Source organism: Wolbachia endosymbiont (group B) of Eupithecia inturbata (assembly GCF_964030915.1).
GTDB lineage: Bacteria > Pseudomonadota > Alphaproteobacteria > Rickettsiales > Anaplasmataceae > Wolbachia.
Window position 1 is genome coordinate 567,194 of sequence record NZ_OZ034987.1, and the last position, 15,875, is coordinate 583,068.

Annotated in this window: 14 protein-coding genes; 7 read left to right on the forward strand and 7 right to left on the reverse strand. The window is 34.1% G+C overall.

The genetic code is table 11. The annotated features are described in order from the left end of the window. The first annotated feature begins 379 nt into the window (after positions 1 to 379). Both ACQH21_RS02765 and ACQH21_RS02770 read left to right on the forward strand, forming a co-directional pair. Entirely contained in the window at positions 380 to 3,049 is a 2,670-nt protein-coding gene (locus ACQH21_RS02765) for a 2-oxoglutarate dehydrogenase E1 component (protein ID WP_425384454.1), read from the forward strand. A gap of 208 nt (positions 3,050 to 3,257) precedes the next feature. Beyond that, positions 3,258 to 4,031, forward strand: a complete 774-nt coding sequence (locus ACQH21_RS02770) for a hypothetical protein (protein ID WP_213863778.1) — start codon at positions 3,258 to 3,260, stop codon at positions 4,029 to 4,031. Positions 4,032 to 4,104: 73 nt separating this feature from the next. Here the strand turns inward: ACQH21_RS02770 and ACQH21_RS02775 are convergent, their stop codons facing one another. The 3 genes from ACQH21_RS02775 to ACQH21_RS02785 all read right to left on the reverse strand — a co-directional run bounded on the left by ACQH21_RS02775 (position 4,105) and on the right by ACQH21_RS02785 (position 7,210). Further along, positions 4,105 to 4,698, reverse strand: a complete 594-nt coding sequence (locus tag ACQH21_RS02775; RefSeq protein ID WP_425384455.1) for a TIGR02217 family protein — start codon at positions 4,696 to 4,698, stop codon at positions 4,105 to 4,107. A 53-nt stretch (positions 4,699 to 4,751) separates the two neighbouring features. Next, on the reverse strand, positions 4,752 to 6,278 hold the full coding sequence (locus tag ACQH21_RS02780; protein ID WP_425384456.1) for a hypothetical protein: 1,527 nt from the start codon (positions 6,276 to 6,278) through the stop codon (positions 4,752 to 4,754). Between the two features lie 191 nt (positions 6,279 to 6,469). After that, positions 6,470 to 7,210 carry a DsbA family protein gene (locus ACQH21_RS02785; protein ID WP_425384457.1) on the reverse strand — a complete coding sequence of 247 codons (741 nt, stop codon included), beginning with the start codon at positions 7,208 to 7,210 and terminating at the stop codon, positions 6,470 to 6,472. A 338-nt stretch (positions 7,211 to 7,548) separates the two neighbouring features. On the opposite strand from ACQH21_RS02785, the gene ACQH21_RS02790 reads away from it, so the two are divergent. The 4 genes from ACQH21_RS02790 to ACQH21_RS02805 all read left to right on the forward strand — a co-directional run bounded on the left by ACQH21_RS02790 (position 7,549) and on the right by ACQH21_RS02805 (position 12,162). Further along, positions 7,549 to 9,432, forward strand: coding sequence for a DUF3857 domain-containing protein (locus tag ACQH21_RS02790; protein ID WP_425384458.1), 1,884 nt, complete (start codon positions 7,549 to 7,551; stop codon positions 9,430 to 9,432). A gap of 47 nt (positions 9,433 to 9,479) precedes the next feature. After that, the gene (locus ACQH21_RS02795; RefSeq protein WP_425384459.1) at positions 9,480 to 10,967 is read left to right on the forward strand and encodes a UbiD family decarboxylase; all 1,488 of its coding nucleotides are present in this window, start codon (positions 9,480 to 9,482) and stop codon (positions 10,965 to 10,967) included. A gap of 40 nt (positions 10,968 to 11,007) precedes the next feature. After that, positions 11,008 to 11,535: a phospholipase D family protein gene (locus ACQH21_RS02800; protein ID WP_007301949.1), complete on the forward strand. Its 528-nt coding sequence runs from the start codon at positions 11,008 to 11,010 to the stop codon at positions 11,533 to 11,535. Positions 11,536 to 11,619: 84 nt separating this feature from the next. Next, positions 11,620 to 12,162: a hypothetical protein gene (locus tag ACQH21_RS02805; RefSeq protein ID WP_064085547.1), complete on the forward strand. Its 543-nt coding sequence runs from the start codon at positions 11,620 to 11,622 to the stop codon at positions 12,160 to 12,162. Positions 12,163 to 12,376: 214 nt separating this feature from the next. On the opposite strand, the gene lgt is transcribed toward ACQH21_RS02805, so the two are convergent. The 3 genes from lgt to ACQH21_RS02820 form a co-directional block, all read right to left on the reverse strand. Continuing rightward, positions 12,377 to 13,168 (reverse strand): prolipoprotein diacylglyceryl transferase, encoded by a 792-nt coding sequence (lgt, locus tag ACQH21_RS02810; protein WP_010402205.1) that lies wholly within the window; start codon positions 13,166 to 13,168, stop codon positions 12,377 to 12,379. A gap of 6 nt (positions 13,169 to 13,174) precedes the next feature. Next, positions 13,175 to 13,624 carry an SsrA-binding protein SmpB gene (gene smpB, locus ACQH21_RS02815; RefSeq protein ID WP_425384460.1) on the reverse strand — a complete coding sequence of 150 codons (450 nt, stop codon included), beginning with the start codon at positions 13,622 to 13,624 and terminating at the stop codon, positions 13,175 to 13,177. A gap of 88 nt (positions 13,625 to 13,712) precedes the next feature. Then, positions 13,713 to 14,624 carry an ankyrin repeat domain-containing protein gene (locus tag ACQH21_RS02820; protein WP_007301945.1) on the reverse strand — a complete coding sequence of 304 codons (912 nt, stop codon included), beginning with the start codon at positions 14,622 to 14,624 and terminating at the stop codon, positions 13,713 to 13,715. 103 nt (positions 14,625 to 14,727) lie between these two features. Here ACQH21_RS02820 and ACQH21_RS02825 point away from each other — a divergent pair, with 103 nt between their 5' ends. After that, entirely contained in the window at positions 14,728 to 15,249 is a 522-nt protein-coding gene (locus tag ACQH21_RS02825; protein WP_425384461.1) for a Na+/H+ antiporter subunit E, read from the forward strand. On the opposite strand, the gene ACQH21_RS02830 is transcribed toward ACQH21_RS02825, so the two are convergent. Then, the gene (locus ACQH21_RS02830; protein ID WP_007301944.1) at positions 15,242 to 15,658 is read right to left on the reverse strand and encodes a hypothetical protein; all 417 of its coding nucleotides are present in this window, start codon (positions 15,656 to 15,658) and stop codon (positions 15,242 to 15,244) included. The two genes, ACQH21_RS02825 and ACQH21_RS02830, sit on opposite strands and share 8 nt — an antisense overlap. Between the last annotated feature and the right edge of the window lie 217 nt (positions 15,659 to 15,875).

A 15,875-nucleotide genomic window follows, 5' to 3' on the forward strand; every position in this document is an offset into this window, starting at 1 on the left:
ATCGTTTACTCAAATATAAATTCAAAGTATTAAGACCGAGTAAATGTTATATGACTTGTCCTCTGACTCATAAACGCTTGCGTTCCTTAATGTGCACAAAAATTTCAATAATCTTCAATCAGCAATAGTATAGAAATCCAAAAAACAAGTAGCTAACACTGGAACCTAGGAATTATGATTGGGCACAAGTTGATGAGTATAGTTGTTTTATGTTGAAATACAGCATTTATGGAAAGATTAGATGTCAGTCTAGAATGACACCCTTTCTGGAAAACTCGGATTACAGTGTTTGTATAACTTAATAATTAGAAACTAAAGGAGTTCTTTTTTAAAAAACTTAAGGTATACTTATAAGTATTTGATATCTTTTATAGTGATTATGTCGAATTTAAGCTGCCTTTATGGCGATAATGTCGAATTTGTGGAAGAAATTTATAGCCGTTACTTGCAAGGCGATAAATCAATTGGAGAAGATTGGTACAGAATTTTTTCGAGCAATTTAGAAGTTAATAAAGCAGAACCCTGCAGAGCACAGAATGAAGCTAAGGTAGATGTTGATGATTTAGCAAATTTTTTCAGATTTTATGGTCACTTTTTTGCAGACTTAAATCCATTATCACCGAATGTAAATAAGGAAATAGATTATCAAAAATACTTGAATCTTTCTCCTATAAGTGACACTAGAATCTACAGAGATATTTACTGCAAGAATATCGGTTTTGAATTTATGCATATTTCCTCTTATGAGGAAAGAGTTTGGCTGCAGGAGAAAATTGAAAATCAGGTCTATACGCTAAGCCCTCAGGATAAAAAAGAAATACTAAGGCACTTGATTGAATCTGAGATGTTCGAGCAATTTCTCCATATGAAATTTCCTGGATATAAGCGTTTTTCTATCGAAGGTGGGGAGTCAGCCATTGTTGCAATTGAAAGAGTTATTAGTGATTCTGCAGCTTTTGGTATTGAAGAAATAGTTCTTGGTATGGCCCACCGAGGACGGCTCAATGTTCTAACCAAAGTGATGGGAAAAGATTATGCGGCAATGCTGTCTGAATTTCAAGGCAACCTTGCATATCCAAGTGGTCTTGAGGTGTCTGGTGATGTCAAATATCACCTTGGTTACTCTTCTGATCGAGCACTTGCTGGTGGTAAAAAAATACACTTAAGTTTATGTCCTAACCCATCTCACCTTGAGGCGGTAAATCCGGTTCTAGCTGGAAGAGTAAGAGCAAAACAAAATACGAGATCTGTGCTTGGCATATCAATTCATGGTGATGCGGCTTTTATCGGGCAGGGAGTGGTTGCTGAAACCCTGACTTTGAGCAACATTGAAGGTTATAAAGTTGGTGGTATCGTGCATATTGTCATTAATAACCAAGTTGGTTTTACTGCAAATCCTAATTGTGCACGCTCTTCTTTTTATTGTACTGATGTAGCAAAATCAATAGAAGCTCCAATATTTCATGTTAATGGAGATAATCCAGAAGCCGTGAGTTTTGCCGCGAATTTGGGAATGGAGTATGTACAGAAATTTAAAAAGGATGTGGTGATTGACATAATATGCTACCGCAAATATGGCCATAATGAAGGCGATGAACCAAATTTTACTCAGCCACTTATGTATAAAGCAATATCAAGGCATAAAACTCCGGGAACAATTTACGAAGAGAAGCTGGCTGAAGAGAAAGTCCTAATTAGTGATGAAGTAAGTAAATTGCGCAGCGAATTTAGGGTAAGGTTGGATAAAAGTCTTGCTGAGTCAGTGACTTACACTCCAAAAAAAGCTGATTGGTTTGATGGAGTGTGGTCGAAATTGAGAAGAGCAAAGTTGAACGATTTGAGTGAATATTATACGGACTCTGGTGTTTCACCAGATGAGCTAAAAAAATTAGGTGTACACATAAATAGCAATATTCCAAGTAGTTTTAATCTCAATAATAAAGTCAGAAGAATACTTGATGGCAGAATAGACAGTATAAATTCCGGTAGCAACATAGACTGGGCAACTGCTGAAAGTCTTGCATTCGCGTCATTGCTTAAAGAAGGAATAGGAGTGCGCTTGTCAGGACAAGATTCTGGTCGCGGTACCTTCTCGCACCGTCATTCAAGACTTGTTGATCAAGTAACAGAAGAAACGTTTATTCCACTGAACAACATAAGTGAGAAGCAAGCTCGCTTTGAAGTTATAGATAGCGCACTATCTGAGTATGCTGTGATGGGTTTTGAATATGGATATAGCCTTGATTCTCCTTATTCACTTGTGCTCTGGGAAGGGCAGTTCGGTGATTTTGCAAATGGCGCGCAAATTATGATTGACCAATTTATCTCATCTGCAGAAACAAAGTGGTTGCGGTCAAGTGGTCTAGTTCTACTTTTGCCTCATGGTTATGAAGGGCAGGGGCCTGAGCATAGTTCTGCTCGTATAGAGAGGTTTTTGCAGCTCTGTGCAGAGGATAATATGCAGGTGGTTAATTGCTCTACTCCTGCGAATTATTTTCATGCTTTACGCCGACAAATTAATCGAGATTTTCGTAAGCCTTTAGTGGTGTTTACACCTAAATCACTATTGCGTCATAAAAGCGCAGTTTCTAACCTTTCTGACTTTGAAGGAAAATTTCTTACGGTAATTCCAGAGTGTAGAACAGGTTTAGTTGCAAGTGATAAAATACGTAAAGTTGTAATATGTAGTGGTAAAGTTTATTACGACATAATTGAAATGCTTGAAGCACAAAAAATAAACGATATAGCAGTAGTGCGTTTAGAACAATTTTATCCATTCCCGGCCGATAAACTAAACAATGAACTCGAAAAATATAAGAACGCTGAAATTATATGGTGTCAAGAGGAACCAAAAAATATGGGAGGATGGTTCTTTGTCAACCCATTGATAGAAGAGGTATTGTCTGGCCTCAATGCTCAAGCAAAAAGACCTAAGTGCATTGCAAGACCTGCTGCTGCATCTCCTGCATGTGGTTATGCTAATATCCATGCTCAGCAACAAGCAGAAATTTTGAAGCAAGTTGCGCAGGCACAACTGTACAAACACTGAGCGGCTTCAAGCAGACTTATTAATTAGACTCTGGCACTATATATATCTCATATAGATAACTTACAACAATCAAACCTTTTATATACTCATACAAGTATAAAAAGACTTTTATTTTTTTATAAAAGTATAATATTTATTAAGATTTTTATTTATTTTTCTCAAAGTAGTTAATATATTAAATATTAATATTAATTAATATGAGATATATATGAAGACAGAAATATTTGAGAGGCTAATAGGGCAAACTAGACTACGCAGCGATAGCAAGGCTAAAATCATACGGTTAAATAGAGACAAAAAGGCTTTTATAGATGAGGATAAAAAGTCTATCGAATTAGCTGAGGCTATTTTTGCAGAAAATAATATGTTTCGTTTTCGTAAACCAGGTCCTGCTACGGATTACATTTTGCACAAACTAATAAATGATAGAAAGCTTCTCGAGGAAATGAAAGATAGAGGTACAAGTATAATACGTCTTTTTTCTTTGCTATCAATGTATCGTGGTCTTCCTAAGTGCTATGTTGTGAGAAAAGAAGGGTGTATTACTGAGTTTGGAATACTTACTTATATTGACGAATGTTTAGAATCAGTACCTTTAGAAGACTTTATACTTATTGAGTCTGCTTCGTACCTAGAGTACATTTTGTTTGAGAATGATGATATTAGAAATAGGTTAGCTGAAGATTTGACTGAAGATAAAACAAAATTAGATATTTTCGTAAATGGAATTTTAGCAATAAATAGCTCGGATTTAGTATTATCTTGTATCAACACAATCGAGGCTTTTAATGAGGAAGCTAGAAATTTTGTCAATCACATACAGAAAACCAATAGGATGGACTACCTCTTTAAGGAAAATGGTACAACACTTGTAAAGTTAGTTCTAAAAGAATTATTAAAACTTTCTATTTTACAAGAAAGAGAAAACACTACATTAGAATTTCCTCAAATTTCGAGTGTGGAACATTGTAATGGGCGATAGACTTTAAAATGTGCAAGGCTCATTTAAATATGAGCCTCAGTATCGCTTAACTTTTATGGAGCATACTTTAACTTTATTTCACTTCCACCAAGGGAATATTGTTCCAGCTATTTCTGCCATAGTTATCAATAGAAGCGTTTAGGTAATCTGTATCAAATCGTACTGGTACATCAAATTCGAAGCTTGCGGTGATTATTGTGCCTTTTGCTGGTGGTTTCATAAATGCTATTTCTCCAGTTGAATAATTCACTGAATATTTTTCTGTCTTTTCACCATCTAGGTAAATTTTTATTGTATCATGCACTGGCTTTTTAATAGTTCGTGTATGCTTGTCTTTTCCACTTATGTAAGTTTTCATCAGTTGAAAGATCGTTTTTTTATCGTCTCCTATGCCAATTTCTTGATTGATAACTGTAAAGTCTGACCAATCCTTAAAACGAAATCCTATTGCTTTACCTTTTCGTGCCTGAAAAAATGTTATGAGTTCTGTTAGCTGCTCGTTTGACCTAACTCCATAAGCTATGTTATACCTGGCACGTGCACGAGACCAATTGATATTGCGCTGCTCACAACCATTATGAGTTGTTACAACGTCAGTCGAAAATTCCGGTCCTCCAGTAGAGCCATAAGATATATTTTCTGGAAATCTAATTTCTGTGAATGACATATGCCCTCCTGTAAAAATAAAATTGAGTTGATATAGATGAAGTAGGAAAGATCTTAAATTTTTGAAGCTGCTTTATCAATCAGGCTATAAATTTTAAATCCCGTTTCTTCTAAAAAAGTAAAGGTGTTGTTTTCTCCTACCTTACCTTTCAGTTCGTTAATGTCTTGATGACTTTGCATTAACTGATATACACAAACACACGAAACAACTAAAGCAACTCCAGCAAGAGATGCTAAAGGAATTGGTTGAGTAAAAACAGTAGCTATAGCAGATGCTGTGAATGCTATAGCTGTTATTACAGCAGCTATGCTATAAATAGCTTCTCTTCTGTAACTATTGATTAATTTCTTTTCTATTGCCTCTTGTTGTGTTTCTTGCCCTTGTTGATGAGAAATAGTAATTGCTGTATCTGTATGAATTGGCTCACTAGCGCTGGTATCAATTCTCTCTTTTTGTGTTTTTTGTTCTTTATGATCTTGCGCAATTGCTGCTTTGCTAGTTCTGATATTATATTGTTCTTCTTGCTCTGATTGATCAGAAGCAGGAACTCTTTTACCTATTTCAAGAATTTCTTCACTGGAATTTTTTTTCATATCCTTAGAAGTTTCACTCAAGATCTTTGCTGTATTTTCACAAGTTTTATTGTGTGTTTTTTCTAACATTGCTTCATGATTTTGTGAATTCCTTTCATCAATACTTCTATCAGCAGCTCTTTCTTTTAGTGGTTTCTGCTCTGATTGATTAGAAATAGGAGTGCTTTTATTCGAAAAAATCGGCTCACTAGTGCTGCTTTTTTGTCGTACTGGTTGCTCAGAAGCAGAAGCTTCTGTAACCTCACCAAAGATTTCTTCATTAGAAACTGATTGATTTTCTGTTATATCAGAAGGGATTTTGCTAAGAAGTGGCACAAAATGCCTCATGTAATTCACTACTCCTACAGTTTTTTTGCTACTATCTATCTCTAGTTGATTGAGATCTATATCTTGTATAAAAACTGCTGGATCATCATCATGTGCTGTAATTTTAGTTACCGTAACTTTTTGACTGTCTTCCTCTATTGAATAAATATAAAGCTCCACTTTGTACTTGTCGCATATCATTCTACCTTCAATGTTTGAACGACCCCATATAGGTGTAGAACCAGCTCCTGTGGCCATATTCTTAATATTTTTTAAGTACTCATGAAAAGTCTTTTTCTCATCTATCATATTTATTTTAGTTTTTGGATCTTGTATAGGACCATATGGACCTTCTAGCTCAACAAAGTAGCCACCAATAGCAGCGTCTTTTATTACTGCTTTATAGGCCCAACTATCTTGTTTACCATGTTGCTCAACATAATCTGCGCAGTCTTTTCTTAATGATTTTGCAGTAAAATAATGATCTGGTTTTATATTTAACTCATTCAATCCTTGAGCAACGGAGTCAAAAAAGCAATCCCCTGTCTTTATAGCAGCCCCGATTTTTAGCTTTTCAGGATAAGCGCTCTTTAGATTATGCAATAAATCACTTGATTTTTTATTTTCTTTGATTTTTTGAAAAAGAGCAATTGGCTCTCTTACATAGTTAGAATCTCTCATGTTATAACTCCAAAATAATAATTGTATTTTAATAGATTAACCAGCCTAGGAAGGCTAATTACTTAAGGTCGTGCTGTGTTGCAAGCAAACATCACCTACTTTTCTTGAACTAATATGTAGCCTATACATATTGTTACTTACTATATCTTAACTATACTTAAACTCTCTTGTGCTGTCAAGCAGGAAATTTATTAATCTTTTAACTCATTCACTTTTTTACGTAATATATTCAAATCAGTTTTTCCTACAAAAAGACTATCTCCTATTATCAAAAAAGGTGTACCGCCTACTCCCAAATCCCTTACTAAAAGTTTGCTGTTGTTTATCATTTGCTCAATTTTGTCTGCATTATTTTTCATAGAGTTGTTAAAATCGTTCTCGTTAACCCCTATATTTTTCACTATACCTAATATAGTTTCATCTGAAAATTCTCCTCTGTGATCTAGTGCAGCGTAGTGAAAATCTAAGTACTTTTCTTTATCGATAAAATAAGTTGCTAAAGCACCTTTTGCTGCCTTTAAAGAATTGTTACCAAGTATTGGAGCATCCCTAAAGATATACTTAACTTTGCCATCATTGATCAATTGTTTTACATCGTTCTTTATAGCTTTGCAATATCCACAAGAATAGTCAAAAAAACCTACAGCTATGATATTGCTATTTTCATTTCCTGAGTAAGGATAAGTAGAGTCGAATATTTCATTTTTATGCTGAGAAATTTTATTTTTAGTTGCATGAGCATAACTATTTTTAGCTGACTCTTCCTGGAGAGTTTTTAGAACTCTATCAAAATTTTTACTGATGTAATTATCCAATCTCTCACCTATATAATCATCATTTAAGTTCTGACTGCGGTGTGAAAGCCAATTGTTTATTACTGGTAAACTTGCTACTGCAAGTATAAAAATCAATAAAAATGGTATCTTAGACATATACTTACTTAAAGAATACAAATATTAAAGAAATGCTTAATGTTAAAACATTTTTATCAAGAAATGCAAACTTTATAAAATGAAATTTAAGATATTTTTGTAAAGTTCATCATAAGATTTGGTGATGAAAAATTTTGCAGAGTAAGGCATTTATAAAGATTTAGATAGTCTTTACCGCTATTTCTAGCAAATTGTAAGCAAAAAAGTTGATTATCTTGTAATCGCTGCATATAATATCGGTAAGCGCGTCGCTAAGTAATATGAACACACTAAGTCTTACATTTCCGATAGTGTTGTTCGGATATAATAGAATGATTTTTCAATAAATGTAAGTAAAAATGAGGTTTTTAAAAGCTGTCTTTAACTTAGCAATGTTAGCATTTTTTGTAGCTTCGACAGCTGAAGCAAGGTGGAGTAAGTACGAAGATGCTTCTGTCGAGGTTAAGTTTTCTAATGTTAACATTAATGTTAATAGAGATGGTACCTACGAAACGGAAGTAGAGCTTCAAGCAAAAATACTCAAGGAGTCTGGGCGTGATAGATTTTCTCTGTATAGTTTAATCTACAATGATGATAGTGCAGATTTGACTGTTTTAGAAGCTAAAACAGCTTATAACGGAGAGGAATATATAGTCACTGAAGACATGATAGAGGATAAACCGCTAGCTAGTCCTAGTAAAGGCTTCGATCAGCTAAGGCAAGTAACTATATCGTTTCCTAAAATAGAAATTGGTACAGAAGTATATTTAAGGTATAAACAAGTTAACAAAAAGGTTCCTGTTGATAATTTTTATGGCTTGAGCTTTTCTTATCATGGGGATTATTTACAAGCAGAAAATACTAAAATCAATTCTGAATTACCCCTGGAGATTAAAGTTAATGATCCAAGAGAAGTATTAGAAATCGCTGAGGAAAAAAATGATGATATACACTCTATAAGCATTGCTTTAAAGAAAGCAGTTTATGAAAACACAACAAATGAACCACATAATGGAATATTGAACATAAAACACAACACTTGGGTATCACTTTCAAGCTTATCTGAATGGGAGGATTTAGCTAAAAAATTAGCTCCTGGATATCATAGCGTTATCAATCAGCCGCTTCCTGCAACTTTTGAAGCTATAGCAGAATTTGCTGACAATGAGAGTACCGATGAGGAGAAAATTAATGCAGTTACTTCTTTATTGAATGAAAAAGTTCAGTACATGGGAGACTGGCGTACAGTGTCAGGAAAATTTTTTCCGAGAGATTTGGAGAAAATTGCTGATTCTCAAGTTGGGGATTGCAAAGACTTTTCTGCTAGCACGGCTGCTATTTTACAAGAACTTGGTTATAAAGTTCAACCTATTTTAGTTATGAGAGGAACTACTAGCACTTCTAATCCTAAAGCATTACCTAATATGGGTAATTTTAATCATGTGATGCTCAGAGTAATAAATAGAGATGGAAAAATATATTGGATTGATCCAACTAATACCGTCAGTATGGCACAGGGTATTTTCCCAGACATTGCTGATAGGAACGCTCTAGTACTCGATTCTGAGGAAGCAGATTACATAAAGATTCCTGCTGTACAAGGTGAAAATTCAAAAGTGATATCCCATAGTGAATTAACTATAGAAGATAACGTTGTAAATGAATATGGCCAGCTTACCGTGCAAGGGGAAGCAGCCTTAGGCTTAACAGGTGTTGGATTATATTATTCAGATGAGCAGTTAAGAGATTCTGTTTTTCGTATGATTAGTGGAGTATATCTTGATGAAGAAGAAAAGAAGTTCTTAGAATTGCCTGACCTTACCTTGCGTAATGTAGAGGATCTTACAATCAAATATGAGTTTCAGCAAAAAAATAAGATTTTTAAGACAAATTTAGGGCCAGCTTTGAATTTAGGAGATAATTGGCTTAATGATGTTGTCAATACAGCTTCTGACCAAGTGTCAGACCTTTTTATTGGTGTTCCTAAAACTAAGGAAAGCCATATGATAATAAAAGATATCAAAATTAAAAACTGTGAAAATTTGAATTTTGAAATAGATTCTCCTTGGTTATATGTAAATAGGTTCTGTAAATATAAAAATGATGGAACCGAATTTAGCAATTTAATAACCATAAAGAAAAGCTTTATTACCAATGAAGAATTAAAGACTGCTGAATATAAAAACTTAAAAAGCGAATTGGAGAATAATTTTTCTAGAGCCTCTATAATAATAAGTGAATGAGTTGTGCTGGGAAAAGCACTTCTTAAAAGGCTTAAAATTTTTAAAATATGTACAATAACTTACGCGACTTCATCAGAGCATTAGAAGAAAAAAAAGATCTAATTAGAATTAAAAAAGAAGTTTCAACTATTCTTGAAATGACAGAAATTCATCGTAGGGTTTTGTCAAACAAGGGACCAGCTATCATCTTTGAAAATGTTGTCACAGAAAATGGCAAAAATTCAATTCCCGTTTTAGTGAATTTATTTGGTACTATTGAGAGAATTGCATTCGGACTTGGTATAAATTCTGATGAATTAAGGGATCTGGGTAAACTTCTAGCATTTTTGCGATCACCTGAGCCACCAAAAACCTTCAAAGATGCTGTGAAAATGTTTCCTCTACTAAAAGTTGTATTGTCGATGCGGAGCAAAGTTGTAAGCAAAGCTCCATGTCAAGAGGTGGTGCTAACTGGGGATAAGGTGGATCTTAGTTTGCTACCTATTCAGACATGCTGGCCAAACGAGCCTGCACCGATTATCACTTGGCCACTTGTGGTAACAAAAGGACCAACAGCAGACAAGCAAGATAATTTTAATCTTGGAATATATCGTATGCAGGTTGTGAATAAAAAAACGACTCTCATGCGCTGGCTTGCACATCGTGGTGGTGCAGGTCACCATAAACGGTGGAAGGAGAGGGGGCAAAATATGAAGTTTCCTGCGGCTGCTGTGATTGGTAGCGATCCTGCAACGATTATTGCTGCAGTAACTCCGGTGCCGGAGACTTTATCAGAATACCAATTTGCCGGGCTGCTGCGAAAAAAACCACTTGAGCTTGTAAATTGTAAAACTATTCCTCTTCAGGTTCCAGCTCATGCTGAGATCGTTCTGGAAGGATATGTAAGTTTAGATAAGTATAGAGATGAAGGGCCATACGGAGACCATACCGGTTACTATAATGCTGTTGAACAGTTTCCTGAGTTTAACATTACTGCAATTACAATGCGCAAAGATCCAATTTATCTCAGCACTTTCACTGGCAAGCCACCAGATGAACCATCAATTCTTGGTGAAGCACTCAACGAAATTTTTGTGCCGATTCTCATCAATCAGTTTCCGGAGATAGTAGATTTTTATCTGCCTCCAGAAGGTTGTTCATATAGAATAGCGGTAGTGTCGATAAAAAAGGCTTATCCAGGGCATGTAAAAAGAATTATTATGGGCACACTATCTTTTCTCAAACAGTTCTTATACACGAAATTTATTATAGTTGTTGATTATGATATAAATATACGTGATTGGAAGGAAGTAATGTGGGCAGTTTCAACAAGAATGGACCCTGTACGTGATACAATCATGATAGAGAATGCTCCAATTGATTATTTAGACTTCGCTTCTCCTGAAAGTGGTCTCGGAGGTAAAATAGGGTTTGATGCAACAAACAAACTTCCACCTGAAACCAAACGAGAATGGGGAAGAAAAATTGAAATGAGTGAGGAAATAATAAAGAAAGTTACAGAGAAGTGGAAGGAATATGGGTTGACAGATGATTAAACTATGATGTAGACTACCGCCGTGTATTTAGGCGTGGTTTGTGAGGCTTTTATATCTTTTATTTTTGTCGGCATGTTTTTCTCTGTATTACTATGTGGGTCCTACATTCTCGCCTTGCCCAAAAGCAACAGTTTGCTTCTCACCTGAAGAAGACTGTGCTGTACCGATAATCAGCGAGATAGACCAATCTAAAGAATCTATCTTAGTTCAAGAATATACATTTACTCTTGGAACAGTTGCAAAATCTTTGATTAACGCCAAAGAGCGTGGTGTTGATGTTAAAGTCGTCTTAGATAAATCACAACTCCATTCAAAATATAGTGTCATAAGCGAATTGTTTTCAAATGGAATACCGATTTGGATCGATAATAAGCCAAAAATTGCTCATAATAAGGTAATAATTGTTGATAATCAAAAAGTCATCACAGGATCGTTTAACCTCAGTAAGACAGCTGAAAAGGGAAACGCTGAAAATTTATTAATTATTGAAAATTATCCTGAATTAGTCCAGCAGTATGTGAAGAACTGGGAAATACGAATGTCACAATCCTATCAATATGCTCCCTAGATACTTGATATCAAAAAAAGTCTTTTTATTGATAGATTTAATTTCTTGTGATATAATAAATTAAAAGGTTTTAAGGGGTAGGTAATGGATTACATAAATGATGCTGCTGATAGTTACGCTGCCATTCATGATTTTTTTCAAAATAATGGTGTTGGAGATTACAAAGTTCAATGCAATTATGGTGGTGTACCGTATGCTACTGACGAATATGTACATTCTGGAGACAAATTTTGGAGCAATAATTTTATAGACTCACATTTTGGAAGGGAAATAAAAATGTATCCTCAAAGTGAGCTTTTAGCTAAAGAGTATGCTGGGAATACACTACCGGTTTCAATATCACTAGACAAGGATCTAATAAAAATAAAAGAATGTCAGAAAAAAACTAAATTTGTAGAACTAGAAGGGGAATCAGGTGATATAGTATATGATAAGCAAAAGCATATAAAGTGCTACACGACAAAGTTATCATATGACGATGTTTCTGTTCATAATAAAAACGAAGTTTCAATACTGAATATTAGATATGATATGCCAAATGATCTGAGATACAGTTTAAACATAGCCTTTACAAAGGTTAATGATAATCAACCAGGTTTTTGGCAAAAATTTAAAAATATGTTTTAATAAAGTAGCTTCTCAATCAGGAACATTCTGGTGGAAAATGAATATCTACTTAGTAATGAATTTGGTCAGTAGCTACTGAGTTTTTCTTATAGCTATACAACGAAGGTTTGCTGGTCTTACATTTATTCTCTGCAAGACAAAAAATTCACATAATTGTACATAGTATGGAATAAATAAACTTCCACTATATTTTTCGATTAAACTTACCTTTTCTCTATTGAACAGATTTCGTATTAAATCTTAAGCTCAACGCACCTAAATATATAAGCATTCCCAGCAAAATCATAGGTATAGAAAGAAATTGTCCCATAGTTAAATTGAACCATAAATAGCCAATTTGATAGTCTGGCTCGCGGAAAAATTCAACCACAAAACGTGCTATTCCATACCACATAACTGCAATACCAGTTGTTGCACCGTAATACAGTTTCACTCTAGTCAAGAAAAACAGTGAATTTGCAACTACAAAAAGTAGCGCTCCTTCAAAAAATGCCTCATAAAGTTGGCTTGGATGGCGCAATAAATTATCACCATTTTCTGGAAATACCATACCCCACGGCATATTTGTAACCCTGCCAAATAACTCTCCATTTATAAAATTACCTATGCGGCCTAGAAGTAAACCTATCGGAACTCCACAAGAAATTAGATCCAGTGTGTAAAATATAGGAATGTTATGTCTTCTACAGGAGATTATTACTGCAAGCAAAACTCCTATAGCACCTCCATGAAATGACATACCTCCTTCCCAGGTCTTTAGTATTTCGATAGGATTGCTTATATAGAGAACTGGATCATATATCAATACGTACCCAAGCCTACCTCCAAGGATAATGCCTATAATAACGGCTGTTAATAACGAATCGTAAAAATTCTTAGTAAATATTTTTTGATTGTCTAGCTTATGTAAATACCAATATGCAAAAACTATACCCAAAACATATGCTAAAGAGTACCAATATATAGAAACAGGACCGATGCTAAAAATAACTGGACTTAAAGACATATTTTACTACAAATTATTCTTAGACAATCTACTTTTCTCACGTTCCCACTCTCTCTGCTTTATGGTTGCTCTCTTATCATAGAGTTTTTTTCCTTTCACAATGGCAATTTTAGTTTTTGCCAACCCTTTATCATTAAAATAGATAGAAAGTGGCACAACAGTTATTCCAGAGGTTTTGATTTGACCAATTAGCTTATTTATCTCTTTTTTATGCAAAAGCAATTTTCGTTCTCTTTTTGGCTTGTGATTCTTTTGGTTTGCAGCTTTATACTCTGCGATATGCATATTGTTTAGCCATATTTCACCTTTTTTTTCGGTAACGTAAGCATCAGAAATGTTTGCTTTTCTTTCCCTTAGTGATTTCATTTCACTACTTAAGAGGATCATACCTGCTTCAAATTCTTCTAAGATAAAGTATTCAAACCTTGCTTTTCTATTTTCTGCAATAACTTCCATATCTAAAGATATCTTTAAGCTTCAATATATTACAGAACTTTTGGTTTAATTCATAACAAAACAATTATCTCAGTAAATGCAAGTTTGGTTAAAAAAGCTCCAATCTTCCTGCAAGTGTAATTTGTTCCACTCTTCCTACTGCCATTTCAGCCCTAGGACTAGCATTACCTGACAAAGAACTTATCACATCTTTGCAGCCCCATTCAATAGCAAAGTGTAAAGGAGCATATCTATTATTGTTCTGTTTACTAACATATGCCCCACTTTCAATTAAAATATCTCTTATACTTTCATGATCGCTAGCAAAATGCAAAGGAGTGCGTCCACAACTATCCCACACATTAACACATGCTCCATGTTCAATCAGAGTTCTTACTATGTTTTCATTATCACTTTCAGCAGCAAAATGCAAGGGAGTGCTTCTATAATTATCCCACGCATCGACATATGCTCCGTGTTCAATTAGAGCTATTACTATGTTCTCATAGCCACTCTTAGTAGCAAAATGTAGAGGAGTGTGTCCATCATTGTTCTGCGCGTTAACATCTGCTCCACATGCAATTAGAGCTCTTACTACACTTTCATTCCCACCTTCGGCAGCAAGATGTAAAGGTGTACATACATCATTGTCCCACGCATTAACATTTGCTCCACTTTCAATTAAAATATCTAATATGCCTTTGTGGTTCCATTCAGCAGCAAAATGTAAAGGAGTGCATCCATCGCTGTCCCATGCATCAACATATGCTCCATATTCAATTAGAGCTATTACTATGTTCTCATAGCCACTCTTAGCAGCAAAATGCAACAATGTAGTTTCTACAGGATCTAGATCACTATGTGTAGTGAATATATGATTGATATTAAATCCACTATCTTCCCACCTCCGTAAATCAATTCTTTCTAATTTTATTTTTATTCGTTCAACTATGTTGTTCTTGCTTAAACCTGAAGTATCATTTATTTCTTCAAGCATTTTTAGAAAATCATCAAGCGTCATAATCTCCACTACTTATTAAAATAACTTGGTTATTATGTTCTTTGACACAAAAATCAAGAACTTTTTATTTTCCTAAAAAATCATTTAAGTTATACTCCAAATCATGAAAGTCAGTCAAAATATTAAGTTTTTTTCTCTATCATTTGTGATTTTGTCTTCTCTATGGATTACATTGTCTGGTTATTTTGAGCCTTTTTTTATTCTCTGTGGAGTATTTTCTTCTGTGTTCACATTGATTATCTTTAAAAGGTTAATTGATGCTGAAAGTGCCCTTAGTCAAATTCTAAATGATAGTGGTAGGCTGTCACTTTATCAGCTTATAAGTTATATACCTTGGCTAATTTACCAAATTATTTTTTCAAGTATTTATGTAACAAAAAAGGTGCTACGATTCAAATCTACAGTTGAGCCAATTGTTATTGTAAGAGAATGCATAGGACATAATGATAAGACCATTGCATTATTTGCTAACTCGGTTACGATTACTCCTGGAACTTTAACTATCAATGTTGAAAAGAAGCAGAAAACATATTTATCTACCATATGTTTGATAGATAAAGATCTTGAAAGTGGCATTTCTGAAATAGAAGGTAAAGTCTTAAAAATGCTACACCTAGTTAAGTAATTGCTTTAAATAAGTTAACAGCGTCTCTGTATTCTCTTCTTAGGCTTTCAAGCATTTCTTTTGGAAGGCTATCAATAACAGTAGAACATAAATAATTGTACAAATCTTCTAGCCTTGATATGTTATTTTTCTTCTTGCTGTTGAATTTGTACGGAAAAATGCCCTCCATAATTTCAATATCAACAACCTTATTTAAAAATGCATTTTCACTTGTTATGCTTATTCTTGTAAGTATAGTATTAATTTCAGGTTCATTACTCGTATAAATATCTGATAATTCTGCCATTTTAATGACGTATAAAGTTACTACTTTTGATAAACAATTATCAGAATATTCACAATTTTTTATTACCTCCCACTGAGTAACCTGAGACTTGCTTGTTTTTGCATTGCTTGGTAATTTATTCATTGAATTTTCTCCATTTAATTCAGTGTAGTAAATTATACTAATACTTTGTTAAATAAATAATAACGCAGCCATAAAAATATGCATTTATTTACCATAAATTGTATAATATTCCTAAAATTAAATGTTAAAGTTACTTCAAACTGAATGATTTCTTTAATTCCATGTTATCCAGCAGTGTAAAATATTGCTACACAATAGTATTTATTCTAAAATAAAC